This window comes from Veillonella parvula (genome assembly GCF_018366295.1).
GTDB classification, from domain to species: domain Bacteria; phylum Bacillota; class Negativicutes; order Veillonellales; family Veillonellaceae; genus Veillonella; species Veillonella parvula_P.
On the sequence record NZ_JAGZIJ010000003.1, the window covers coordinates 24,837 to 48,231 of the forward strand.

At 40.4% G+C, this 23,395-nt stretch carries 26 protein-coding genes and 1 tRNA gene; 3 read left to right on the forward strand and 24 right to left on the reverse strand.

From position 1 onward, the window contains the following. Positions 1-56: 56 nt before the first annotated feature. The 20 genes from KHY58_RS04290 to KHY58_RS04385 form a co-directional block, all read right to left on the reverse strand. The gene (locus tag KHY58_RS04290) at positions 57-554 is read right to left on the reverse strand and encodes a metallophosphoesterase family protein (protein ID WP_004693585.1); all 498 of its coding nucleotides are present in this window, start codon (positions 552-554) and stop codon (positions 57-59) included. Positions 555-620: 66 nt separating this feature from the next. Then, positions 621-1,196 (reverse strand): XTP/dITP diphosphatase, encoded by a 576-nt coding sequence (locus KHY58_RS04295; RefSeq protein WP_278472251.1) that lies wholly within the window; start codon positions 1,194-1,196, stop codon positions 621-623. A gap of 1 nt (position 1,197) precedes the next feature. Next, entirely contained in the window at positions 1,198-1,953 is a 756-nt protein-coding gene (rph, locus tag KHY58_RS04300; protein WP_278472254.1) for a ribonuclease PH, read from the reverse strand. Between the two features lie 144 nt (positions 1,954-2,097). After that, on the reverse strand, positions 2,098-3,534 hold the full coding sequence (locus KHY58_RS04305; RefSeq protein ID WP_278472257.1) for a histone deacetylase family protein: 1,437 nt from the start codon (positions 3,532-3,534) through the stop codon (positions 2,098-2,100). Beyond that, positions 3,524-5,236 (reverse strand): hydantoinase/oxoprolinase family protein, encoded by a 1,713-nt coding sequence (locus KHY58_RS04310; RefSeq protein ID WP_278472266.1) that lies wholly within the window; start codon positions 5,234-5,236, stop codon positions 3,524-3,526. The genes KHY58_RS04305 and KHY58_RS04310 overlap by 11 nt, the downstream gene beginning before the upstream one ends. Before the next feature lie 188 nt (positions 5,237-5,424). After that, on the reverse strand, positions 5,425-6,075 hold the full coding sequence (locus KHY58_RS04315) for a coenzyme F420-0:L-glutamate ligase (RefSeq protein ID WP_004693597.1): 651 nt from the start codon (positions 6,073-6,075) through the stop codon (positions 5,425-5,427). 12 nt (positions 6,076-6,087) lie between these two features. Then, the gene (locus KHY58_RS04320) at positions 6,088-6,627 is read right to left on the reverse strand and encodes a hypothetical protein (RefSeq protein WP_270279153.1); all 540 of its coding nucleotides are present in this window, start codon (positions 6,625-6,627) and stop codon (positions 6,088-6,090) included. Positions 6,628-6,639: 12 nt separating this feature from the next. Then, complete coding sequence (gene murI / locus KHY58_RS04325; RefSeq protein ID WP_270279154.1) at positions 6,640-7,443, reverse strand: glutamate racemase; 804 nt, start codon at positions 7,441-7,443, stop codon at positions 6,640-6,642. Further along, a complete protein-coding gene (locus KHY58_RS04330; RefSeq protein WP_012863983.1) occupies positions 7,436-7,855 on the reverse strand; it encodes an acyl-CoA thioesterase in 420 nt (139 codons plus the stop codon). The genes murI and KHY58_RS04330 overlap by 8 nt, the downstream gene beginning before the upstream one ends. Positions 7,856-7,971: 116 nt before the next feature. After that, the gene (locus KHY58_RS04335; protein WP_012863982.1) at positions 7,972-8,316 is read right to left on the reverse strand and encodes a YkvA family protein; all 345 of its coding nucleotides are present in this window, start codon (positions 8,314-8,316) and stop codon (positions 7,972-7,974) included. A 22-nt stretch (positions 8,317-8,338) separates the two neighbouring features. Beyond that, positions 8,339-9,190 carry a hypothetical protein gene (locus tag KHY58_RS04340; RefSeq protein WP_278472268.1) on the reverse strand — a complete coding sequence of 284 codons (852 nt, stop codon included), beginning with the start codon at positions 9,188-9,190 and terminating at the stop codon, positions 8,339-8,341. A 126-nt stretch (positions 9,191-9,316) separates the two neighbouring features. Further along, positions 9,317-10,084, reverse strand: a complete 768-nt coding sequence (locus KHY58_RS04345; protein WP_278472269.1) for an SDR family NAD(P)-dependent oxidoreductase — start codon at positions 10,082-10,084, stop codon at positions 9,317-9,319. An 11-nt stretch (positions 10,085-10,095) separates the two neighbouring features. Continuing rightward, positions 10,096-10,890 (reverse strand): TSUP family transporter, encoded by a 795-nt coding sequence (locus KHY58_RS04350; protein WP_278472271.1) that lies wholly within the window; start codon positions 10,888-10,890, stop codon positions 10,096-10,098. A 65-nt stretch (positions 10,891-10,955) separates the two neighbouring features. Beyond that, on the reverse strand, positions 10,956-11,252 hold the full coding sequence (locus KHY58_RS04355; RefSeq protein ID WP_004693609.1) for a YerC/YecD family TrpR-related protein: 297 nt from the start codon (positions 11,250-11,252) through the stop codon (positions 10,956-10,958). A gap of 9 nt (positions 11,253-11,261) precedes the next feature. Beyond that, positions 11,262-11,915 carry a methionine ABC transporter permease gene (locus KHY58_RS04360; RefSeq protein ID WP_004693611.1) on the reverse strand — a complete coding sequence of 218 codons (654 nt, stop codon included), beginning with the start codon at positions 11,913-11,915 and terminating at the stop codon, positions 11,262-11,264. Continuing rightward, a complete protein-coding gene (locus KHY58_RS04365) occupies positions 11,896-12,942 on the reverse strand; it encodes a methionine ABC transporter ATP-binding protein (protein WP_278472273.1) in 1,047 nt (348 codons plus the stop codon). Before KHY58_RS04365 ends, KHY58_RS04360 begins: the two co-directional genes overlap by 20 nt. A 55-nt stretch (positions 12,943-12,997) precedes the next feature. Continuing rightward, on the reverse strand, positions 12,998-13,855 hold the full coding sequence (locus tag KHY58_RS04370; protein ID WP_278472275.1) for an aminotransferase class IV: 858 nt from the start codon (positions 13,853-13,855) through the stop codon (positions 12,998-13,000). A gap of 285 nt (positions 13,856-14,140) precedes the next feature. Next, on the reverse strand, positions 14,141-15,262 hold the full coding sequence (locus tag KHY58_RS04375; protein WP_042466692.1) for an acyltransferase: 1,122 nt from the start codon (positions 15,260-15,262) through the stop codon (positions 14,141-14,143). Positions 15,263-15,272: 10 nt separating this feature from the next. Then, positions 15,273-17,087, reverse strand: coding sequence for a DUF4127 family protein (locus tag KHY58_RS04380; RefSeq protein WP_004693619.1), 1,815 nt, complete (start codon positions 17,085-17,087; stop codon positions 15,273-15,275). Between the two features lie 148 nt (positions 17,088-17,235). Then, the gene (locus tag KHY58_RS04385) at positions 17,236-17,862 is read right to left on the reverse strand and encodes a trimeric intracellular cation channel family protein (RefSeq protein ID WP_004693621.1); all 627 of its coding nucleotides are present in this window, start codon (positions 17,860-17,862) and stop codon (positions 17,236-17,238) included. 83 nt (positions 17,863-17,945) lie between these two features. Here KHY58_RS04385 and tadA point away from each other — a divergent pair, with 83 nt between their 5' ends. From tadA to KHY58_RS04400, 3 genes are all read left to right on the forward strand, one after another. Next, a complete protein-coding gene (gene tadA / locus KHY58_RS04390) occupies positions 17,946-18,491 on the forward strand; it encodes a tRNA adenosine(34) deaminase TadA (RefSeq protein ID WP_004693623.1) in 546 nt (181 codons plus the stop codon). After that, positions 18,445-18,535, forward strand: a tRNA-Ser gene (locus KHY58_RS04395). The genes tadA and KHY58_RS04395 overlap by 47 nt, the downstream gene beginning before the upstream one ends. Positions 18,536-18,593: 58 nt before the next feature. Further along, a complete protein-coding gene (locus tag KHY58_RS04400) occupies positions 18,594-19,781 on the forward strand; it encodes an MFS transporter (protein ID WP_278472277.1) in 1,188 nt (395 codons plus the stop codon). Between the two features lie 112 nt (positions 19,782-19,893). Here the strand turns inward: KHY58_RS04400 and KHY58_RS04405 are convergent, their stop codons facing one another. From KHY58_RS04405 to KHY58_RS04420, 4 genes are all read right to left on the reverse strand, one after another. Further along, on the reverse strand, positions 19,894-21,141 hold the full coding sequence (locus tag KHY58_RS04405; protein WP_278472279.1) for a serine dehydratase subunit alpha family protein: 1,248 nt from the start codon (positions 21,139-21,141) through the stop codon (positions 19,894-19,896). 1 nt (position 21,142) lies between these two features. Beyond that, positions 21,143-21,514: a RidA family protein gene (locus tag KHY58_RS04410; RefSeq protein WP_004698345.1), complete on the reverse strand. Its 372-nt coding sequence runs from the start codon at positions 21,512-21,514 to the stop codon at positions 21,143-21,145. 132 nt (positions 21,515-21,646) lie between these two features. Then, the gene (locus KHY58_RS04415) at positions 21,647-22,426 is read right to left on the reverse strand and encodes a hypothetical protein (protein WP_278470466.1); all 780 of its coding nucleotides are present in this window, start codon (positions 22,424-22,426) and stop codon (positions 21,647-21,649) included. Between the two features lies 1 nt (position 22,427). After that, complete coding sequence (locus KHY58_RS04420; RefSeq protein WP_278470464.1) at positions 22,428-23,372, reverse strand: hypothetical protein; 945 nt, start codon at positions 23,370-23,372, stop codon at positions 22,428-22,430. Positions 23,373-23,395 lie beyond the last annotated feature (23 nt).

Here is a 23,395-nt window from a genome sequence, read left to right on the forward strand (position 1 = left end):
TGCATAGACTTACTATTCCTTTTGAAAGTTTCGCAAACGAAGCTTTCACCATATAACTAAACAATATCTTGTTTATACACAAACTCTACATCAAACTGTCCATTATCGTAGGTAACGATGGCAAAGGTACCACCGGAGCGATCACGAGCCAAAGAAATACTGCCAGGATTTACAAATACCGCATCACGGGCACGAACCTCACCATGATGATGGCTATGACCGGACACGATGAGTCGCGCACCCATGTCAGTTCCTAACTCAATCAGTTTTTGTATTCGATTATAATATGATACCTCATGACCATGCGTCATGTAAATATAGGTATCTTCAAGAGGAATTAATTGCTCTCGTGGTTCAAGCGGTTGCACACGGTCGTTGTTCCCACGCACAGCATATACAGGAATATCCGTATGTTCCTGCATATAACGTGCGTCATCTCCAAAATCGCCAGCGTGAAGCCACATATCAATGTCTTGATCAGCGGTAGCAGCCAAGACGAGGTCGATATCCTCTAGATACCCATGAGTATCACTTAAAATGCCAATTCGTTTCATTGTATTTAATCTCTAATGCCACTATATTATATATTTATATGAACTATACCATATAGTTCAGAAATATCAAAGCTTACTAATTAATTCGCGTAATGCTCGACCACGATGGCTAATCGTTTCTTTTACGTCGATGCTAAGCTCTGCCATCGTCTTTTCAAATTCAGGCACATAGAAGTATGGATCATATCCAAAACCATTCTCCCCTTTTGGCTCATCTTGAACGAGTCCATCACAATAGCCTTCCGCAGTAACTTCTCGACCATCAGGATATACAAGCGCTAAAGCGCATACATAATGGCCTGTACGGTCACGTTTACCCTGTAGTTCACGAATTAATTTCTCATTATTTGCATTATCATCACCATGATGACCTGCATAACGCGCAGAATATACACCTGGTGCACCATTGAGAACATCAAGCGTAATGCCAGAGTCATCAGCAAGACATGGGCGATTCGTAGCCTTTGCATAGTAGCGAGCCTTCAACAAAGCATTTTCCATAAAGGTTGTACCAGTTTCCTCAGGCTCCTCAATGGAAATCACAGCTTTTACAGGTACACAATCGATAGATAAATGGGAGAAAGCCTCTGAAAACTCACGAATTTTTCCTTTATTGCCTGTAGCAAGTACAAATTGTTCCATCTTACACCTCCGGAACTGTAGGATACGCTTTACCTATTTTATCTGCTGTCGCACCAAGTACTTCACGTTGTTTAGCCATGAGCTCATCTGTAGCAGCCTCTGCTAAATCAAGTAAAGCATTGAGTTCATCACGGTTAAAGGTACCGTGTTCGCCTGTACCTTGTACTTCAACCATATTGCCAGAACCTGTACGAACTACATTCATATCTACGATGGCTGCACTGTCCTCTTCATAACAAAGATCTGTAATAGGGCCGTCAGGACCAATACCTACCGAAATAGCGGCACAGAAGTCAGTAATTGGAAATTTGCCTGCTCCGCCAAAGGTGAAGTCCACCGCATCAACGAGGGCTACAAAAGCACCCGTAATAGATGCTGTACGCGTACCGCCATCCGCTTGGATAACGTCGCAGTCGATAGTAATAGAGCGTTCGCCTAAAGCTTCAAGGTCTACGACAGCGCGCAAAGCACGGCCGATAAGACGTTGAATTTCTACGGTACGACCAGTTTGCTTCCCCTTTGCGGCCTCACGACTCACGCGAGTTTGCGTAGAACGTGGCAATAAGGAATATTCCGCAGTTACCCATCCTTGTCCAGAGCCTTTTAGCCAGCGCGGCACAGAATCCTCAACAGTGGCCGTACAGATAACCTTAGTCTTACCGCACTCAATGAGTACAGAACCTTCTGCATACTCTGTAAAATTCCGTGTTATTTTAATAGGTCGCAATTGACCGGCTGTTCTATTATCGCTGCGCATAGGAACCTCACCATTCTAAATGTAAATATTAGAACGCCCCTTACACAAAGGGGCGTTATTTCTTATATTATATCACAATTTTACTATTTTTCAGCATTACGAATTATATTGTAATTCGCGATTCTAACATGATAACTCGCGTTATCATTTACGGAGATTAACATTTAGTTCATATTGTCCGTCACCGAGTGGATCTACCACAACGTAACGGCTTGCTCCCCCTTCTGCTTTGGCTCGTTTTGCTTCTACAATAGCATCTTGACGCGTCCCTCCATCTGCTTGCCAAGGAATGAACATAGCATATACACTTTGCGGTCCATACGGTCCATATTGTCCTCGTGAAAGTACGCTATGCCAACCTACTTTGTTTTCATACATGCGCACCTTTTCAAGGCGCTCCTCCTGAACGCCTGTTTCGTCATAGTACACATTATAATGATTAGACCAAACATCCCTTGCACCTACGCGCTCGTCTTCGGCCATCTTATGACGGTTAGCCCATTGTATTTTCCACTTAACGATTAAATCATCTATGTAACTAGTTACATTTTGACTCTGTTTGTATTTAACAGGATCAAAGGCAGGTTCTACGACTTTGCTGTAATCAAGACCTGCCATGGATAAAATGATACCCGTATTTATATATGGCAACGCTTCTTGTACGGAATAGCCTCCTTCAAGTACAGCTATATCTGCTTGTAACAAATCGACTAGTTCTGCATAGCCCTTTGCGGTTACCTGCATATTAGCCAACGGATCACTAAAGTGATTATCTTGTCCTGCCGAATTAATAACAATATCTGGATTAAATTCTTCAAGGATAGGCAGTACTAACTCACGCATGACCTTCATCAAGCCTTCGTCACCTGTGCCCGGGGGCAAAGGAATATCTATATTACCACCGATAGCCTGAGGACCTCCAAATTCATCCATAAAACCTGTTCCTGGATAGAGGGTTCGTCCATCTTGGTGAAAGCTAATGTATAAGGTGTCTGGATCGTGGTAAAACACATCTTGAGTGCCATCACCGTGATGTACATCGGTATCTACTACGGCAACGCGTTTGATTCCATAGGTTTGGCGCATGTGTTGGATCATAACGGCTTCAATATTAATTGTACAGAAGCCGCGAATACCATGAACCATAGCCATTGCATGGTGACCTGGTGGTCTTACTAACGCAAAAGCACGGTCTACTTCACCACGTATGACCGCATCAGCTGCCGCAATAGCACCTCCAGCAGATACACGATGGGCTTCCGTCACCCAAGACTCTAAATCTGGAGCGCCAACGTGAACTCGCTCTATTGTATCCCAATCCGCTACTATTGGATTATATTCTCTAATATTGGGTATATCTAATAAACCTTCCTCTACGATTTGATCTCGCGTATAAAGTAAACGCTCTTGTCGTTCAGGATGTGTTTCAGAAATTTTCCAGTCAAAAGCAGGGAAAAAGACAAGGCCTAAACTGTGATAATATTTAGCTTTATCAATAGTAGAGCTCGTAGCCTCATCCTGTTTAGTATCCATATTCAGAATACCATGACGCTCTCGATAGGATAGTCCTTTATTCCACATAGTGTTTCACCCCCGCCGCCAGTTGTACTTTCACAGTAATTAAACGCTCCATAGATTGCCATCCCTCTACTACAGGGAAATCCTCAATACTAATGACCTCTATCTCTTGCACCGTATCTAAACCTAAACGTATCGCCTCTTCACTAAGAGTTTCTTTTGCTCGTTCCACAACTTGTTCCGCTCGTTTCAAAGTACAGTTTTGTTGTTTAACACCTAATTCAGGAATGACTAGCAACCGACGTTTTGTGTCTACATGAACAGTGAGTTCGATGGTAGATAAAGCTAGTGCAGCGCCTATAGCATTTGCTACGGCAGCATTCTCAGGAATCGTAACAGGTAACTCTAGATACTCCCCGATACTCGGACCTAAACTTGGTGCTGTGCCCCCTACCACAACGATATGTTCTGGTACAAATACATCAGGATTTACAATATCTGCTACCACATAAATAGGTCGTTTATTTTCTACTTTTACGACCTCGTTAATACCATGTTGAATCGTTTGCAACGCTTTTTCTACTATTAGTCGTGCTACATCAGAGGCAGTCTTAATAAGAGTTAATTGATTATTTGAGGTATTTACATTTTTAGATCGTAATGTAGCCTGTATAGCATCCGCTAAATCTTGTAAAGCTCGTGATGCCAGATTAAAGTCACCATAGTTTGCATGACCGAGCACGATAAGTGCATCCCCCAAGGTAGGTTCTATACCACCTAGAGCCACTGATGGTCCCACTCGTTCAGGACCTACGGTAAGATTACCATTTTTAAGGCGAATTACAGATTCCCCACCAATACCGACGGAAGTAACGGCAAAGGATCGCACTGCACTTGGATACTCACGGATAGATACACCATTTTTTGTCATCAATGGTTTACCATGCTTCCAAAGGGATATATCCGTTGTAGTACCCCCAATATCTAGAGCCACTGTATGCTTATTACCTATAACGCCGAGAGCCGATAGTCCAAGAACTGTTGCAGCAGGGCCTGTAAAGGCAGTCTCTACTGGACGACTCACCATATGCTCCATAGGTAGAGAACCACCATCGGCCTTTAAAATGTGAAGTGGAGCCAATATATTCCGTGCACTAAGAGCATCTTCAACATTTTTCTTAAACACCGTAAATACGGGTGTCACAGCGCTATTAAAATAAGCACTAATAGTACGACGAGGGAAATTTAAAGAACCACTTAATAAACTGCCATTAGAAATTGTATGATACGTATTTTTCAATTCCTCTGTAATAGATAGTTCTTCTTGAGGATTCCGCACCCCAAATTTAGCGGACACAGCAGCCAAATCGGTACCACTACGTGCTTGAACCATGTTGGCTATACCACGTACAGCATCAGCAGGGGTACGCTCTACAACGATACCTCTATGATCTGTATAACCTTGAAGATATATAGGTTCCACGGGGAATATATCATCTACATTACGGCCTGGACCTGTAATCACATAGAGATCTACTACTTGCTCCTTCGCTTCTACGATGGTATTTGTCACCACGGTAGTAGATAAGGTTACTTGTTCAATATTTGATGTATCATAGCCCTCCAAAACCGCATCTAAGGCCTCACCTATACCATTCATTAGATTATCCTTTGTAGTCCGCCTCTTCGCAGTTGCCACTACACGATGGGCATCAATGATAACCGCATCGGTAAAAGTTCCACCTACGTCTAACCCTAGTAACATATAACCTCCTTTTAGTATTAATAAAGAATCCATACAAACTCAAAACGTAGTAAAGAAAACTCCATTTAAGCTAGCATATATTCTCTGATCTAATATGCAATCCCTATTCAAATCTGCGTATAGTCCATATTCAGGCTCATTATATAAAAAAGCTGTACCCATCTCTATGTGATGAGTACAGCCTTCTGTTATTTACCAGATACAGATGCGTAATTTTTGATGATAACAATCGGAGTCATTTGACTATCGTTACCAAATGGATTATCAATCAACAATTGTGCAATTTTTTTAGCGTCAATTCCACGACTTGTACCTAAAATAGCGGACCGTTTCAAATCATTAACATCAGCTACAACGGCACCATAACAACCAGTGCGAGATACAATTTTCTCAGCCACTTTATCAGGATCCTTTGGACCAAATACAATGTGCTTATCAAATGGAGGCATAGTCCCCGTTACATCATCTGTTAAGGATGCAGCCCGAGCAATTGCATAGAATACCCCTGGTTTACGGAAAATTTTAGCAATAGCGCCTAAAATAAAAGCACCTAATACCTTCCATTTACCATCCAAATTCATAGCCGATTGCATACCATAAATAGATGCCATGGAACCATCTGGATGGATAAAACGATTAATTAAACGAGCTTGCCAGCACACATTTAGCTCTTCAGGACGTGTAAAACGACCTTGCGTAATAGCTACTACAGATTCAGCAACGCATACGATATCTTCAGGTCCAATATTATGGCCCCCAAATTCAACGATAGCATCAACGATGTCATCATTATCTGTAAGAATACGTGTTGGCACACATACTAACTCTAATTCTGCCATTGTTATGCCTCCTTATTGAACCATTGCTGCTTGAACTTCTTCAGCAGTCAAACGAATACGCTGTTTATCGATATGAAAGTCTGTCCGACCTACGATTTGATAGTAAATGTCGATATCCATATAAGGGAAGCCCTTAATATCTTCACGAATATTACCAGTTTTACCTGTTAACGTAACATATACACGAATTGTGCCACCTTTGCGTGGTTTGATAATTATAGCTTCAAAGTATCCATCTTGACGCGGACGATTAATATCCATAGCCCAAGCATTTACTTTAACTGCATCAAAATGTTCTTCTGGTAATAATGGACGTGGAAATAAGTCCATTATTGTGCCCAATTGGCGCCCTTTATTTACAAATGGTATATCACAGAACAAAGTAATGGACTCAAAACTACGATCAGATACTTGAAAGTTCGTTGCCCGTTTCGCTAATAAGACAATATTTTCATTACCTTGTTTCAACACAAACAAACGGAATAATAAGTACAGAGCTGCAACAGCCACAATAATAGCTATTACTGCACTGAGGATGTTATAAAACCACATAGGGTATCTCCTTTATAATGTAATATGTTCAATGGTACGACGGCTTGTATCAAGGAAGGATGCACTCAACGTATCACCAAGTTCGACATCCTTTGTAAAATACAATGTCACGGTGCCTACAGTATCTTGAGGATTGAAAAGATTTTTACTCTCTAGTCTGTGACGAACCAATTCACTTGTTTCAAAAGCAGGATCAATGAACTGAATGCGACACGATGTTAGTTCCTCTAGTAAAGGTTGTACAAATGGAAAATGAGTACACCCCAAAACAACAACCTCAATTTCTCGAGATAATAAAGGTTCTAAATAATCCTTGCATACTTCACGAACAAAGTAATCATCTAAATGACCTTGTTCAATAAGCCCCGCCAACTCTGGACAAGGTTGTTCCCAAACAAAAACCTCGTGATCAACTTCTAAAGCCACATGCTTATGAATATGACTATTTACAGTGGCCACGGTCGCCATAATACCGATAGTCTTGCTTTTACTTTTATTAATAGCTGTTTTTACACCTTGTGATACACCAATAACTGGCACAGATACAAGTTCACGTACCGCATCAAGAGCCACAACGGTGAAGGTGTTACAAGCAATCACCATCAACTTAACAGGCTGCTTTTCTAGCGTCTCCGCAATACGGCACGCTAAATAAGTGATTTCATCATCACTGCGATTACCTACAGGATTATTCGCATTATCACCGATATAGATAAAATCTTCGTTAGGAAATTGTTCTTGTAATACCTTTAACACAGATAGTCCGCCTACACCAGAGTCAAATACACCGATAGGCAATTGTTGTACATTACTCATGCGGCATCTCCTCAACAGCTGCTAACATAGGCAGATAGAAAGTATCGTCTAATCGCACAATTTTTCCTGTTAATTTTGACATAAAGGCGTTCTTAGTTTCCCCCGTAGCAAGTATTGCACCATCACTAGCACGGCGCATGCGATAGCGAAACACCATTTGAGCCCTCGTCATCTTAACCAAATACGTTTCGATGTGAAGTTCATCATCGAAATTCGCAGGTTCTTTATAATTGCAAGATACATTCATGATGGGAAATACAATATCCTCATTCATCATATCCCACAAAGTGACACCGATCTTACGAAGGAATTCAATGCGCGCCATTTCAAACCATCTAAAATGATTACTATGGTGAGCAATCCCCATCATATCAGTTTCATAAAATCGTACATTTACTGAAGCAATATGCATAAATTCTGTCCTTTTTAAATAGTATACAATTTTTATTCTATATCTATTACTTTAGTGTGTCAAATAAATAAAGGCAGTTCAATCACTGTGGATCAAACTGCCTAAAATGGTAAAAGTTAGCGACTGCTACCAAATGGAAAGAATTTTTTTGCCTCTTCTTGATGACTCGTTTTGATATAACGATTCGCAATCTTAAAGGCTAATCCGAGTACTGCCACATCATCTACCCAACCTAATACAGCAATCGTATCCGGTACAATATCAATAGGTAATACCAAATATCCTAAGGCACCTGCAATGACCGCTTTTACATATTTGGGAGTGTCCTTGTCGCGAAAACAAAGGAACAAGGTTACTGCTTGTTGTACAAAGGCAAGTTTCTTACCATATCGACCAAGAAACCCTAAAAATCTTGATTCGCTAAAATACTTACCATATTTAATAATCTTAAATGGATTCATAGTAATAATAATCCTTCAGCGTTTATTTACGCAAACCGCCAATTTTATCTTTCGCTGTGTTAACAGTGTTTGTAGCAACATCTTTTGCTGTCTCTACAGCATCAGAAGCTTTAGTTTTTGCAGTTTCTACTGCTACCTGTGCAGAAGCTTTTGCCACTTCTACACCACCTTTTGCGAATTCTTTAGCTACTTCAATACCTTCTTTAGCAAAATCAAGTTTTTCTTTCGCTACATCAGAAACCTTTGCTACAACTTCTGCTGCGTTATCATGAATTTGGTATTTTGTTTCATTATTCCATTTATTGATGGCAGGTGTTACTTTTTCTTCGTAAACTTGCTTTAAAGATTCTTTAGCAAGACCCGTTTCATTAGCAATCCCAGCCCATACGTCACGTTGACCTTGAGTGAAAGGAATACTAGCACTTGCATCACGAACGATTTCAGAAGCAATAGCTTTACCATTTTCAAGGAATTCAGCAACCATCGGTTTGTAACGTTCGATATCAGAAGGCATACCATCTTGAATCCAAATATTTGCAATTTTACCAATAGCATAAGTTAAACCGATAGCTACAGGAACGCGAACAGCTTTAATTGGAATTAGAAGGGATACTGCAGCTGTACCTACAGCTGTGCTAAGACCACCTACTAAACCAACTACAGCACCAGCTTGCAATTCTACGTCATAAAGATGAGCAATACGAGTTACCATATACGTAGCATTGGCGCACAAAGCGACACTGCTGAATTTAGAGGATAATGCCAATGCTGCCGCACGACCTGCCCCCCAGAAAATAAATTGTTCAACTTGATAGTCACGATCTTGAGATCCATCCATAAGTGGCTCAAGTGTTACGCCATTATATTCTGCCATAAGTATTCTCCTTTGTTGTGAACCAACTATAGGTCTTATTATTAGTATTATTATACCATTCTATTGATAGAAGTGAAATGAATTTTTCTAATTATCCATATATAACAGCTTCTAATATTTTCTATATTACCAACTTGTGAGTCCACCATCGATTGTCCATGCTGCACCTGTCACAAAAGAAGCCTTATTACTCAACAAAAATACAATTACTTCGCCAATTTCATGGGGCTTAGCAATGCGACCTAGTGGGTAATGTTGGCCCATTTCAGCCTTTGCAGCTGCCGCATCTTGATTGGCATTAGCAATCTGTTTGTCCACTAATGATGTATCTACATCACCAGGACACACACAGTTTACACGAACACTGTGAGGTGCCATTTCAAGGGATAGAGATTTTGTAAAGCTCACTACAGCCCCCTTTGATGCACCATATACAGAACACGCTACATTACCTTGTAAACCTGCATCACTAGCAATTGTTACAATACTGCCCTTTGATGATCGTAAATAGGGAAGCGCCGCTTGACATAAGAATACAGTACCTTTTACATTAGTCCCAAACATTTCATCAAAAGCTGCCTCTGTAACATCAGCTAGCAACTCTTCTTCATAGTAGCCTGCAGCTGTTACAAGAGCAGACACTCCACCAAACAAATCTACTGTTTCTTTTACAATTTGCTGACAATCCTCAATTTTAGATACATCACCTTGAATATATTGTACCTTAGATGAATAACGACGTAGCTTAGTTTTAGCCTTTTGACCAACTTTTTCATTTCGACCATTGATGACTACACACCAACCTTCTTTGAGTAAAAGCTTTGCCGTAGCAAATCCAATACCCGATGTACCACCACTGATCAATGCCACTTGTACATCACTTTTATGAGGCATACCTTGCCCTCCTATAAAGTTGAAACATAGTCATAGACTAATTTCAACAACATAACTGTCGTTACCGACAAGAATACAACTCGCACCAAAGATGAGCCTTTTGCAATGGCGAGGTGCGATCCTACATAAGCGCCAATAATTTGACCCACTCCTGCAGCCAGACCATACATAATATTGACATGCCCTAAATATAAAAATACCAATAAAGACGCCAAATTACTAGTAAAATTTAATATTTTTGCATTAGCAGAAGCATGCAGGAAATCAAAACCAGTAAAGATAAAGCCCATAATCAAAAATGTACCTGTACCAGGGCCTATAAAGCCATCATATATACCGATGCCAAGAGCAAAAGCCATGCAAATATATAGCGCTTTCCCTGCTACCTGAGATGTACGATTGATTTCACCCCAGTCTTTTTTGAACACCACAAAAAGCGTTACACAAACAAGTAATATGATGATAATAGGCTTTACATACAGTGGAGGTAAAGAAACAACCGCCAATGTACCAAGCATAGAACCCACAAAGGTAAAAGGCAATAATTTACGAACTAGAGAAAAATCAACCATGTGATTTCTCAAAAATGTAATGGATGCGCTACCAGCTCCAAAGATACTAGATAATTTATTACTGCCCAGAGCCACACTAGGTGGAAGATTTGTTAATAACATGGCAGGTACAGAGATAAGGCCTCCACCGCCCACAATGGAGTCTACAAAGCCAGCAAATGCACCAGCTACGGCAAGTAAAATGAGTATAAGGATATCGAATGGTAAACCTGTTACCGCAATGAGCCACTCCATAATAAACCTCCTACAGATAGCACATCAACGGTCGCCAAAGGCCACCGTTGTCATGCTAGTTTATTTTATTTTGCGCCTAGACGATCGAGAGCCAATGTATAACCATCCGCACCATATACTAAACAGCGCTTTACACGACTAATCGTCGCAGTACTCGCACCTGTTTCTTCTACAATTTTCTCATAGCTATCCCCTGCACGAAGCATTTTTGCTACCTGCAAACGTTGAGATAATGCTTTTAATTCGTTAATCGTACAGATGTCTTCAAAAAATGCATAGCATTCTTCTGTATTTTCAAGCGTTAAAATGGCGGTGAACAATTCGTCATTTTGTTGACTTCTCAATTTTTCATTGATACTCATCGGAGCCTCCTACTTCTTATTCATCGCTTTAGACCAAGCATCACCAATCATTTGTACAACTTGTACCAATACAATCAAGATGATGATTGTAGCGATCATAATATCGGCTTGGAAACGTTGGTAACCATATCGGATAGCAATATCCCCGAGACCACCGCCGCCGATAGCACCTGCCATCGCAGAGTAACCGATGAGGTTGACGATAAGCACCGTCACATTGTCAATAATTGTTGGCAATGCTTCTGGTAATAATACTTTCCAAATGATTTGTAATGGGCTTGCCCCCATGGATTGAGCCGCCTCGATAACACCAAAATTAATATCCTTAATAGACGTTTCTACAAGGCGCGCCAAGAATGGAATCGCCGCAATTGTCAATGGTACACATGCTGCAGTTGTACCGATGGATGTACCTACCACCATGCGAGTAAATGGAATGATGGCAACCATCAAGATGATGAAAGGTACGGAACGAGTGGCATTCACAATTGCACCTAACACTTTATTTAGTGCTACATTTTCCAAGATATGACCTTTAGAAGTAACAACCAAAACAACACCAAGAGGAATACCTAATAACATTGCCATTACCGTAGAAATTATCGTCATTTGCAATGTATCAAGGGTACCAGTTATGAGTAGATTAATGATTTGCTCTGACATAACCGATCACCTCGCTTTCAATTGGTAACGTTTTGATGTAGTCCAAACCTTCTTGTGCATTTTCTGGGTCACCATTCAAGATAACGATGAGGCGACCAACGCTCGTATTTTGGATGTAATCAATGCCGCCAAAAAGGATGCTTACATCTAAATTAAAGCGTCTTACGAGACCTGCTACTACAGGCTCATCTGTTGCTTGTCCTGTAAATTTGAGGCGAACTAATGGCGCGGTTCCTGCAATCCATTGATCATGCAACTCTAGATGTTCCAATGCTTCTGGAGGTAAGTTTTCACTCACTACAGAGCTAATAAACTCTTTTGTCGTATTTTCGCGAGGATGTGTGAATACTTCAACCGTGCTACCTTCTTCGAGTATTACACCGCCTTCAATAACTGCCACGCGATCACAGATTTCACGGATAACGTGCATCTCATGTGTAATGAGCACAATAGTGAGCCCCATCTTTTCGTTAATATCTTTCAACAATTTCAAAATAGAATCTGTTGTTTGAGGATCAAGGGCAGATGTGGCTTCATCACAAAGGAGAACCTTTGGATTTGAGGCCAATGCACGAGCGATACCAACACGTTGCTTTTGACCACCAGATAATTGAGATGGATAGTTGTTCATACGCTCTGTAAGACCTACGATATCAAGGATCGGCTCGATGCGCTCCTTGATTTCAGCCTTGCTCATACCTTGTAATTCCAACGGAAATGCTACATTGTCATACACTGTGCGAGAAGACAAGAGGTTAAAATGTTGGAAAATCATACCGATATCTTTACGTGCTTTACGCAAAGCTGATTTACTAAGTGTGGTTAAGTCTGTACCATTTACGATAACAGAGCCAGATGTAGGTGCTTCGAGCATATTGATGCAACGAATCAATGTGGATTTACCGGCACCGGATTGGCCGATAATGCCAAAGATTTCGCCTTCTTTCACATTTAGGCTAATATCTTTCAACGCTTCCACACGAGTAGCACCTTCATAGACTTTACTAATGTGTTTTAATTGTATCAAAATAATTTCCTTTCTTAAGGTAAATGTGTATCATTTGATGAAAGCAACTTATCTATCAAGGTAGCCCTTCTTCCATCAATTTTTCTAGTGCTTCGCGTAGACGAAGTGTAACGGCACCTGGTTTACCACCAGATACTAAATTTCTGTCTAGCTTAGTAATTGGGATGACACCACCAATTGTATCGGTAAAGAATAATTCATCCGCATCATCTACAAAATTACGATCGAATTCTTTCTCAATAATGGTAATACCTAAAGATGGTGCTACACGCGTTAAGATCATTTGGCGCGTAATACCTTTTAAGATATGATTATCCGCTGGATGCGTGTACAAGATACCATCCTTAACAGCAAACACATTAGATGTGGCGCCTTCTGTACAAATGCCATCACGGAACAAGATTGCTGTATAAGCAAATTTCTTTTCTGCTTTTGTTTGTGCCAAGATATTCGGGATCAAGTTTGTAGTCTTAATATCTACATGATCCCAACGTTCATCAGGTAAAGCTATCGCTTTTACACCTTCACCCAATTTATTGACTTCATCTAAATCCAAGGTACGGATAGACATAAGCATTTGTGGTTCTAATTTGGAGCGATCATAAGCATGGTGACGTGGTGCTACACCACGAGAGATTTGTAAATAAATATAGCCCTCTTTGATTTCACTTTGCTCGATCAAAATTTCGTGCAATTCTGTCAAATCATCAGGGGTCATTTTTACAGGGATATCCATTTCACGCATAGAGCGATACAAACGATCTTGGTGGTAAGACAAAGCGAAGCAACGGCCTTTTACGACGCGAACAACTTCATATACAGAGTCACCAAACAAATAGCCACGGTCATCAATACTGATAACTTTGGCACCTGGTTCAACGAATTCACCGTTAAAATATGTTAATTCTTGCATAGGAGCACCTCTTTTTCTTTTCGTTACTCTATCAAGTGATAATCATCATGGACTTATTATAACACAATTACTTTCAAATTTTCACACTTTACTTTGTGAAAGATATTAATTAGATATACAAAAATCCGCTAGGATACCATAGTTAAAAACTATATCCTAGCGGATGAATTGTATTTATATTATTGTAACTCTAAATTAAGGATGCAGAACTAGCTAGCACTATGAACGGCATGAAAGTACTAATACCAATTAAGACTCTCCAAAAACAATAGTTTTCATCCTATACTAGTGCCCCAGTACAAATTTACGAATAGACTTAGGTAAGTAATTGAAACCTACTGTAGTCAAATAGGATAATGCCAACGCCATGGCATACATAACGAGAACATTGGCCACCGTGTACAAGAAATTGTATTTAACCATCACAGCAGATATGATTAACAGCCAGAACGGATGTGTTAAATAAATGCCATAGGACTTATCCCCTATCTCAGACCAAATGGATTCCATAGTCACATTCATAGGTAGTGTTTGGAATAGGAATAAACTAAACATCGTTCCCAAACCAGTATAAAGAACACCCATCGGACTCATTTGATGTACCGTATAAATTGCTTCTAGCACCGAGTAATGCCATACGTCCATAACATAGTAATAGGATCCAAGCATCAATAATACAGATCCTACCGCACTAGCACCTAAAAGATAACGATAGCGCCACATGTATTCGCAGACGGTTTCATATCGTTCAGCACATACGGCACCTAAAAGGAAAATCCACACATAATGAATAACCCAATAGTTGAGTCGCATATCAAAAAGATATTTAAGAACTGGCTGATTGCTTAGATTTTCTGTTACCCAACGGCCAAGCATGTAAGACGAAACATAATCGATACCAACTTGGATGACAAATAGTAACACCAGCCAAAATATAGGCCGTTTTAAGATAACTTTCACCATGGCCCGCCATAATGGCATCATCACGTAGAACCATAGCAAAATTACCATAAAGTATAGATGATACATAGAGGTACCAAAGAGTAGATTTATCGCCAACGGCCCTGGATGTAAATTGCCAAGGTTATGAGCTGTCACCCCTGTATATAGCAGGTAAAAGATGGACCACGTAATATATGGAAATAGCACCACCTGAATGCGGCGGTGCATAAATTCCTTATATGAGAATGGTCCCTCTACCGAGGTATGATAAAACAATCCAAATGCAGAGAGAAAGAAAAACGCAGGCACTCCAAAGCGAGAAAGAATTTCTAACACGCTGATGAGTTCTAAATTTACAAAAGGATTTTGCAATGCGTAAGATCCTACATGAATGCCGATAACACCGAGCATACAGAGGCCTCGCATATAAGTAATTTCCGGTAAAAACGCTTTTTTCATAGCCATTGCCTATTCACTATTGACCAGGTGCCACTGCAGGTGTCGGTACCACACGTGGACCTTGAGACTCTGTAGCTGGTTGTTTAACTACAGGAGGGGTAGATGTAGGTGTTTGAGGCGTTGCAGCTTTTTCAGGTTGTGCGGCTTGTGCTGGTACAGCCTGACCATTTGCTTTAGCAGCCGCTTCTGCCTTAGCCTTAGCTTCTGCTTCAGCCTTAGCTTTTGCTTCAGCTTCTCGTTTCAAGCGTAATTCTTTTTCAAGTGGTACCACTGGTTTGTCATAAACAGTGATATCCGTTTCAAATAGACGTCCCCATGGGAATGTAGCTTTTACTGTACGAGGATTGATTTTAAGGTATTTTTCAGCGAAATCTTGAATGCGTTCACCTAAGTAACTTTCAAGACGTTCATTTAATTCACCAGAGTAACGAACATTGTCTGTTCTGATAGAATCTTGCATACGATAAATATCTTTACGAATATTTGCTTGATATGCCCAGTTATCCAAATATTGTTGCGTCAACATATCACGATGACCTTCTGGACTCATAGATTTAAGCAATAATCCTTGAGCAATAGCGTAACCTACTGTGTTACTTGCTGTATTCCAACCATTATACGCACCGATTTTGTACAACAAATCTCGTTTATACATAGCGGATACCAATGTATTATCTGCACCATTATTGAAAGCAATATCTGCAACGCTTACGTTCACACCAGAGTCAACAGCTTGTTGAATGCGATCTACGAAAGCATTTGTAGAGTTGGAGATCATTGGGAAGTTTTCGAAGTTTTCAGACTCGCCTGTACTCGTAGTAAGAGGTGTATTAACAGCCAATAATACAGTTGGTTTACCTTGTGTCACCATCGTGCCACCTACAGCCTCAACGTGTTGAGCAATTGTTTTATCAATCGTTTGATCTTCGTAACCTGGCAATGTTTTACCTCCGCCACCGAGTGGATAAATTACGGAGAATGTAGGTTTTTCTGTGCTCACATCGGTACGGGAACGCGCCATCAACAAGAGACCAAGTTGGTCAGCACCAGGAAAGCTACCGTATTTTTCAACAGAAATATCCTTGGAATATTTGTTGAGGTAACGACCTTCTAGAGCGGATTGAGATAATTGAGATGTATCATCATGACCTAATGCAAAGTAGTCGAATACACCACTGCGAGTTTCATCAATCAACTCTTTGTTGATTTTCATATTTTTTTGACGGCGGTCAAACCAGTCTTGCAAGTATTCCACAGGAACAGAGGCTTGTAAGCTCATCAATTTTTGAGTTTCTTCTTGCGTTAAAGAGCCAGAATCTAATTTATCTTGTAATGCAGCAATTTGAAAGATTGTTGGGCCATATTCCGCATAGTAGGCCGGTTCAGTACCGCCACCACTCGCACGTGGGGAACGCATTACGGTGCCAAAGCCATAGATGCGTACATTTTTATTACGCGCTTTTAAACCTTCAATACGTTTCAAGCGATTTTGCAATGTGCTAAGTGGAATATTATGTTTACGAGAATCTACAAGACCTCCATAAATAAGAGTATCTGTACTTAATACCATAACATCAGCACGACCTGCATTTTGCTCTACCCAAGCCATAATTTGATCAGCTTGACCTTGGTACGTCTTACCAGAAATCAAGTGTTGAGGTGGTGTCAACACAGTCATACCCGCCTCACGAGCTGTATCAACTGTATATTGCAAACTTACAGGACGATCATCTTGAGGTACATATAATACGGTTTCTGCATCAATTTTGATGGATGTACCTGTAGCAATGGCTGTAACCATTAATGCTACTTTCAACCATTTATTTGTCATAAAGCAAATCTCCTTCTGTGTACACGAGTACTCTCGACTCGAAAATTAACTCTTATATAATACTCTTTTTTTCTGACACTTTTATGAAATACTTAATAGTATAATTATATCATTTACCTGTTATTTCTCAAATGCAGTGCCTTTAGCTTTAGCGCACTTTGGGTAAGCTCCAATTATATTTAATAGCTAGTAAACGGATAACTAGTACAACGGTAAACGCACCATATACAGCCTCTCCAACCCAGTTAGAAATAACCATTAAGTAATAAACGATGCCCCCAATAACACTAGGTAGAGCATACACATCTTCTTTCAAAACAGACGGAATCCGTTGAGCCAGCATATCTCGGATAATACCACCTCCAACGGCAGTAATAGTTCCTAATAAAACAATGAAAATTGGCAGCTCAGGATATAGTTTAAACCCTGCAGATGCTCCAGTTACTGTAAACGATGCTAGCCCCACAGCGTCGGCTAATAAATAGCTTGCTCGGCTACGAGGGCCCATAGCATGCTTGCGATAACGGCTGTTATAGATAATAAATACGATAATTGTTACGGAAATAACCACAGTTACATATACAATATTGCGTAACGAATTCGGCGGAAAATACCCCAAGAGAACATCACGCACAATTCCACCACCGATTGCCGTAGCCAGTGCCAATACAGCCATACCAAATATATCCATTCTCCGCGCCACCCCAACAAGTGCTCCGGAGATAGCAAAGGCAATAGTGCCAATCATATCAAATATATACCAAATAATATCCATAATACCCTCACACAATCTATTCGCATAACTTCGCACACTATGATAGACTTTATGTAAGATATTATACATTAAGAGGTATGAGAATGACAAAGAACATTACACCTATAGAGATTAAAAATATGGATGAGCGTAGCCGTGATGAATATTTTATGGGTTTTGCCCTAGAGGAGGCCCACAAAGCTTATGCTCTAGGAGAAATTCCTATCGGCGCCATTTTAGTTCAAAACAATACAATCATTTCACGCCACCATAATCGCCGCGAATTAGATCACGATGCAACGGCTCATGCAGAGGTGCTCGTCATCCGCGAAGCATGCGATGTACTCAAGCGCTGGCGGTTGACTGGTTGTACCCTGTATGTTACGATAGAGCCGTGTCCGATGTGCGCTGGAGCCATCATCAACAGTCGTATTGACCGTGTTGTATATGGTGCAAGTGATTACAAAGGAGGCGCTGTAGAGTCTCTTTTCAATGTACTCTCTCACCCTGGTTTAAATCATGAACCCGAATTAGCATCGGGGGTCCTTGGTGATGAATGTAGTCAAATCATGAAAGACTTTTTTAAAGAGCGCCGTAAAACACGGAGGAGTACCCAAGAGGCTGAAGGGTCCGCACTCGAAATGCGGTAGGTCGGGCAACCGGCGCGGGGGTTCAAATCCCTCCTCCTCTGCCATATAAAATATATAAAGCGCTAACCATGGTTAGCGCTTTTTTGCGAAGGGACCACTACTATGAAAAAATATTACCCTTATCTCATTACGGTGAGTCATATGATTAACGACTCCTGTCAAAGTGTATTACCTGCCCTCTTGCCATTATTTATCTACACTTATGGACTTAGTTTAGAGCAAGCAGGCTTTCTCATATTAGCCAATACAGCATTATCTTTATTGTTACAGCCATTATTAGGTTATGTCTCTGACAAGATCAATCAGCCACGGCTCATCGCCTTAGGTGTTCTGCTCTCTGCTTGTAGCACAGGTGCCATGGGTTTTGTAACCTCCTATGAAAGCTTACTTGTTTGTGCTACCTTAGCTGGTGTAGGCTCCTCTATCTTCCACCCTGAAGGAGCGAAAATCATGAATCGCCTCGGAGGTGGTAAAAAAGGTAAAGCCATGGGTACCTTCGCCATCGGTGGTAGCTCTGGTTTTGCCATCGGCCCACTCTTTGCGGGCTCTATTGCCTATACAGTAGGTCCTCATGGACTGGCAGCTTTCACCATAGTGGGTCTTATCATCTCAACAGTTTTATTCGTCCTCATGCCGCGCATAGTCACTCAAGCACGCACTATCGACCAAGCGGTAGCTATGGAAAACCCTACACTAGTGGCAAAGCCGCTAAAAAATTACTGGAAATACTTTGGTATCTTGTTTATTATCATCCTAAGCCAATCAGTAAACTTCCGCGTTATCAATGCATTTATTCCTATCTTCTGGACTCGTGAACTCGGCACTAGCCCAGAGCAAGGTAGCTTTGCATTAACCATATTCTTTAGTATCGGTATCTTCATGACATATATTGGCGGTCTATTAGGTGACAAATATGGTCCCATCAAAATCATTAGACTATCCCTATTGATTTGGTTGCCAGCTATGTTCCTATTAACAGAAGTGCCTACCTTCTCCCCTGTTATCATGATGCCTATAGCCTATATGTTACTACTCATGATTGGCGCTGCTAAAGCTCTTAGCTACAGCCCCGTTATCGTACTAGGCCAAACCTACCTTGCTAAAAGCATCGGCTTTGCGTCCGGTATTACCCTCGGGGTGAGCCAAACTATCGGCGGTATCATCGCACCTGTAGTAGGTAACCTTGCGGATACCTATTCTTTACCTGCCGCTATGATGACACTCGTACCATTCCTAGTAGTGGGTCTTGGGGCTTCATTGATACTTAAAGATCCTAAAAAATTACAATAAACAAAAAAAGAACCCTTCACGTGAACTGTACCCCAAAAATTGGACACAATTTTTGAAGGTACAGACCAACGAAGGGTTCTTTTTATATTCAGCTAACCACGTCACTTGCAGTTTAGTGTTTTAGCATTTCATTCAATATAACTACGTCCGTTTCTTTCATACCTTGTGCCACAGCACCAATACTGCGGATAGTTTCATCAACGGAGTATGCTACAAGGCCATCGCCTTTTTGGTAGTTTTTGTCAAGGCGAGCTTGTTTATATCCCATAAAGGCGCCATCAAGGGAAATTGCAATTTTACCTGCACAGGATGGTTTCGCACCATCACATACGATACCAGATAGACTTGCAAGACCATTTACAAGGGTATTCTCAATGATATCTTTACTATCACCTTTCAAAAAGGCTATGCCTGCTACGCTTACCACACCGGCAGATACAACGCCACAGTATGCAGACAATTTACCAATACCAGATTTAACGTAAAGAGTTAGCAAGTTAGCAAAGACGAGAGCGCGATACAATTCATCTTCACTTTTACCAAGTTCCTCGGCAGTCGTAATGATTGGTACAGACACGGTTAAACCTTGATTACCAGAGCCAGAGCAGATAACGACAGGCAATGGACAACCACTCATACGCGCATCAGAGCCAGCTGCGGCACGAGCCTTACATTTCGTTTCGAGAGATGGATTTTCTTCATCTAACAATAACAATTGTCCAATATTAGATCCATAATCATTGGATAGACCTTCCTTAGAAATTGCAGTATTATACTCAACTTGCTGTTTAATTTGAGGTAGGATACCAGAAATATCACCTGTTAAAGCAAATTCGTAAATGCTATCGAAGGTCATGGCATATTCTGTTTTAGCCGCTTTCTTGATTTCATTGACTGTTTCAGAGACAATCTCGCCATCTACTGATACATAGGTTACATTCGTATGGTCATTTTCAATGCGAACAACCGCTGTATGTTCATCTGTTTCTGCAGTGATTTCTATATATAGATTATCTACGCCTTCAGCAAGTGAAACGGTACAGAAGTTAGCATCAAGCAATGTACCAAGCCATTTGCGATCTTCGTCTGTAGCAGATTCCAACACCTCAAGTTCACGCTCTGGATGACCTACAATAGCACCCAGTGTAGCGGCCGCCGTTAGTCCTTTTCGCCCCCCAGAATTTGGAATGACTACAGATTTTACATTTTTGATAATATTCGCGCTGCATCTTGCGTGAATATGGTTAGGAAACTCATCTAAAACAGAGACTGCCTTCGCAGCCGCATAAGCCAATGCAATTGGCTCAGTACAACCGAAGGCAGGACGCATCTCTGACTGTAACAAAGAAATATAATCCATCTTATACTTCCGCAATAATTTCCACTTCTACAATAACGCCTAATGGAAGGTCTTTTACTGCTACACATGAACGAGCTGGTTTAGAAGTGAAATATTTAGCATACACTTCATTAAATGCTTTGAAATCACCAATATCAGCTAAGAAGCAAGTTGTTTTAACAACCTTGGAAAAGTCTGTACCAGCTTCAGTCAATACGGCTTCAATATTTTTGCATACTTGTTCAGTTTGCTCTACAATGCCCCCTTCAACAACTGTACCAGTTGCAGGATTGAGTGGAATTTGACCAGAAGCAAATAATAAACCGCCAACCACTTTAGCTTGAGAGTAAGGGCCTACTGCTGCTGGTGCTTTGTCTGTAGAAATTGTTTTCATGATAAATCTCCTTTTATAAATAAATATAAATTAATATGACTATATTTAAGGCGAGAAACTCATGTTGATGCCTCAATATATATGACTTACCTCAATATATCACATATAAAATAAAAGTACGTATATAACCAATTATTTAATTGATTTGAATGCATTGTCAAATATTGGTTTGAAATAATCACGTTGTACATCAGTTGTTATACCTACATACAACACTGGTTTTCCTGGCTTCAACACAAATGCAGCATTTGCATAGAGTGGAGTTTGTACATTTCCATCTGCATATAACAAGCGAGAGCTTGCTGCATATGTTTGATATTTTGTACCAGCCACCGGATGTACTTGTTCTGCATTTTCTACGGTTAGAGTTTTAAGTGTTTTAGGCATAATCGTTGCTTTTTGGGGATCACGACTAGATACATTAATAGGTCCATTTAAAGGAACTACCGTTGTGCTAGTGGGAATCTGTTTATTTATTGTTCCTAATAGAAGTTGCTCTGTTACAGGATCAATTTGACCTTTATCAAGAGCGGCCATTGCCGCTATAAACATAGGGTCATTAGCCTTTTCTTTAGCCACTTGTTGCGCTATTTGTTTAACATCTACAGCCACTACGAATGCATCTTTTTGACCAGTTTTATCTGCCCCTTGCAATTGGTATATATCAAAATTAGTACCAAAGTTTTGGAAAAATTCCTTTGCCATCATATTCGACATCGTAGATTTTGAAGGTTCTTCATTTAATTGTTTTTCTACAAAATCACGTGTATTTGTTTTGGATGCAGAAACAACAGTTACATTGTTAGGCACTATCATGGATCCTGCAATTGTTTGTACATCCTTAGCAAAACCTACGCCAGATACAGTCCCCATTAGGCAAGCTGCACAAGCCAATACTTTCAAAGATTTCATATTATTTTCCTCCCTTGAGAGATTGTGTTTGATACATATGATTCAACTCATTAGCCCAATAATCATGGCTAGAGTCATCAGACATTAAAAGCTGTAAAGATACACCTTTATCTGTAGGAACAGCATAACCAATTAAGGAATAGGTATTTCTAAAGCCATCATATTTTAGACTACCGCGTAAATCGCCTGTCACAGCTGTACCATAGCGTGTTTGAACAGGTTTATAGGCCACATGCGTTGCATCTAGGCTTACTTGTTTTGCCATAAAGTCTACATAAGAACGGACCTCTTCTATACTTTTAGGAGATGATTTCTTATCTGTGGCAAGCATTTTATCAAAGACACCTATAATTTGAGAAGGTAACTTATCATTTATCGTTTTTAGATCTTTAGATAATTTAGCACCTTCAATAGTATTGCTCTTCAGGCCTTGTAATTGTTGTTGGGCCGTCTCTTTGGAGTAAGATTCTACATATTTAGAGATAGAATGCTTTAATGCAGCTTTTTCCGCATCTGACCCCTTCTCTAAAATAGTCTTATTCATACCTATAACTTGATCAATTGCATTTTTAGAATAGTTAATAACAATTAAACCACCTATATGATGTCCTTGTTTATCAGTACCTTGCAGTTGATAGAAGGAGTAACCATCAAGAAAATCCCCCTTCACTGGTTCAACAGCTACACCAGTCTGTACTTTCACAACATTATTAATAGTATCAACAGCAGATTTATTTGCTACTTTGAGAAATTTATCTTGTTCTTGATTACGCAATCTTGCATCAGTAGAAATATGCACAACTTCTACAGCTTTCACAGTTGGGGAAGTTGTGCCGTACATACCATAACCTAAATCTACCGTATCAGCACATGCCACTGCCCCCATACCCACAGTTAAACAGGTGGCACAAGCCAATGTCATCAACTTTTTATTGAGAGTTCTCATAAGACACCTCACCTTTTTAACAA

Excerpts from the sequence above, each read along its gene's own strand:
- KHY58_RS04290 (WP_004693585.1), bottom strand. The coding sequence starts at position 554 with ATGAAACGAATTGGCATTTTAAGTGATACTCATGGGTATCTAGAGGAT.
- KHY58_RS04295 (WP_278472251.1), bottom strand. The coding sequence starts at position 1,196 with ATGGAACAATTTGTACTTGCTACAGGCAATAAAGGAAAAATTCGTGAG.
- rph (WP_278472254.1), bottom strand. The coding sequence starts at position 1,953 with ATGCGCAGCGATAATAGAACAGCCGGTCAATTGCGACCTATTAAAATA.
- KHY58_RS04305 (WP_278472257.1), bottom strand. The coding sequence starts at position 3,534 with ATGTGGAATAAAGGACTATCCTATCGAGAGCGTCATGGTATTCTGAAT.
- KHY58_RS04310 (WP_278472266.1), bottom strand. The coding sequence starts at position 5,236 with ATGTTACTAGGGTTAGACGTAGGTGGAACTTTTACCGATGCGGTTATC.
- KHY58_RS04315 (WP_004693597.1), bottom strand. The coding sequence starts at position 6,075 with ATGGCAGAATTAGAGTTAGTATGTGTGCCAACACGTATTCTTACAGAT.
- KHY58_RS04320 (WP_270279153.1), bottom strand. The coding sequence starts at position 6,627 with ATGTGGTTTTATAACATCCTCAGTGCAGTAATAGCTATTATTGTGGCT.
- murI (WP_270279154.1), bottom strand. The coding sequence starts at position 7,443 with ATGAGTAATGTACAACAATTGCCTATCGGTGTATTTGACTCTGGTGTA.
- KHY58_RS04330 (WP_012863983.1), bottom strand. The coding sequence starts at position 7,855 with ATGCATATTGCTTCAGTAAATGTACGATTTTATGAAACTGATATGATG.
- KHY58_RS04335 (WP_012863982.1), bottom strand. The coding sequence starts at position 8,316 with ATGAATCCATTTAAGATTATTAAATATGGTAAGTATTTTAGCGAATCA.
- KHY58_RS04340 (WP_278472268.1), bottom strand. The coding sequence starts at position 9,190 with ATGGCAGAATATAATGGCGTAACACTTGAGCCACTTATGGATGGATCT.
- KHY58_RS04345 (WP_278472269.1), bottom strand. The coding sequence starts at position 10,084 with ATGCCTCATAAAAGTGATGTACAAGTGGCATTGATCAGTGGTGGTACA.
- KHY58_RS04350 (WP_278472271.1), bottom strand. The coding sequence starts at position 10,890 with ATGGAGTGGCTCATTGCGGTAACAGGTTTACCATTCGATATCCTTATA.
- KHY58_RS04355 (WP_004693609.1), bottom strand. The coding sequence starts at position 11,252 with ATGAGTATCAATGAAAAATTGAGAAGTCAACAAAATGACGAATTGTTC.
- KHY58_RS04360 (WP_004693611.1), bottom strand. The coding sequence starts at position 11,915 with ATGTCAGAGCAAATCATTAATCTACTCATAACTGGTACCCTTGATACA.
- KHY58_RS04370 (WP_278472275.1), bottom strand. The coding sequence starts at position 13,855 with ATGCAAGAATTAACATATTTTAACGGTGAATTCGTTGAACCAGGTGCC.
- KHY58_RS04375 (WP_042466692.1), bottom strand. The coding sequence starts at position 15,262 with ATGGCTATGAAAAAAGCGTTTTTACCGGAAATTACTTATATGCGAGGC.
- KHY58_RS04380 (WP_004693619.1), bottom strand. The coding sequence starts at position 17,087 with ATGACAAATAAATGGTTGAAAGTAGCATTAATGGTTACAGCCATTGCT.
- KHY58_RS04385 (WP_004693621.1), bottom strand. The coding sequence starts at position 17,862 with ATGGATATTATTTGGTATATATTTGATATGATTGGCACTATTGCCTTT.
- tadA (WP_004693623.1), top strand. The coding sequence starts at position 17,946 with ATGACAAAGAACATTACACCTATAGAGATTAAAAATATGGATGAGCGT.
- KHY58_RS04400 (WP_278472277.1), top strand. The coding sequence starts at position 18,594 with ATGAAAAAATATTACCCTTATCTCATTACGGTGAGTCATATGATTAAC.
- KHY58_RS04405 (WP_278472279.1), bottom strand. The coding sequence starts at position 21,141 with ATGGATTATATTTCTTTGTTACAGTCAGAGATGCGTCCTGCCTTCGGT.
- KHY58_RS04410 (WP_004698345.1), bottom strand. The coding sequence starts at position 21,514 with ATGAAAACAATTTCTACAGACAAAGCACCAGCAGCAGTAGGCCCTTAC.
- KHY58_RS04415 (WP_278470466.1), bottom strand. The coding sequence starts at position 22,426 with ATGAAATCTTTGAAAGTATTGGCTTGTGCAGCTTGCCTAATGGGGACT.
- KHY58_RS04420 (WP_278470464.1), bottom strand. The coding sequence starts at position 23,372 with ATGAGAACTCTCAATAAAAAGTTGATGACATTGGCTTGTGCCACCTGT.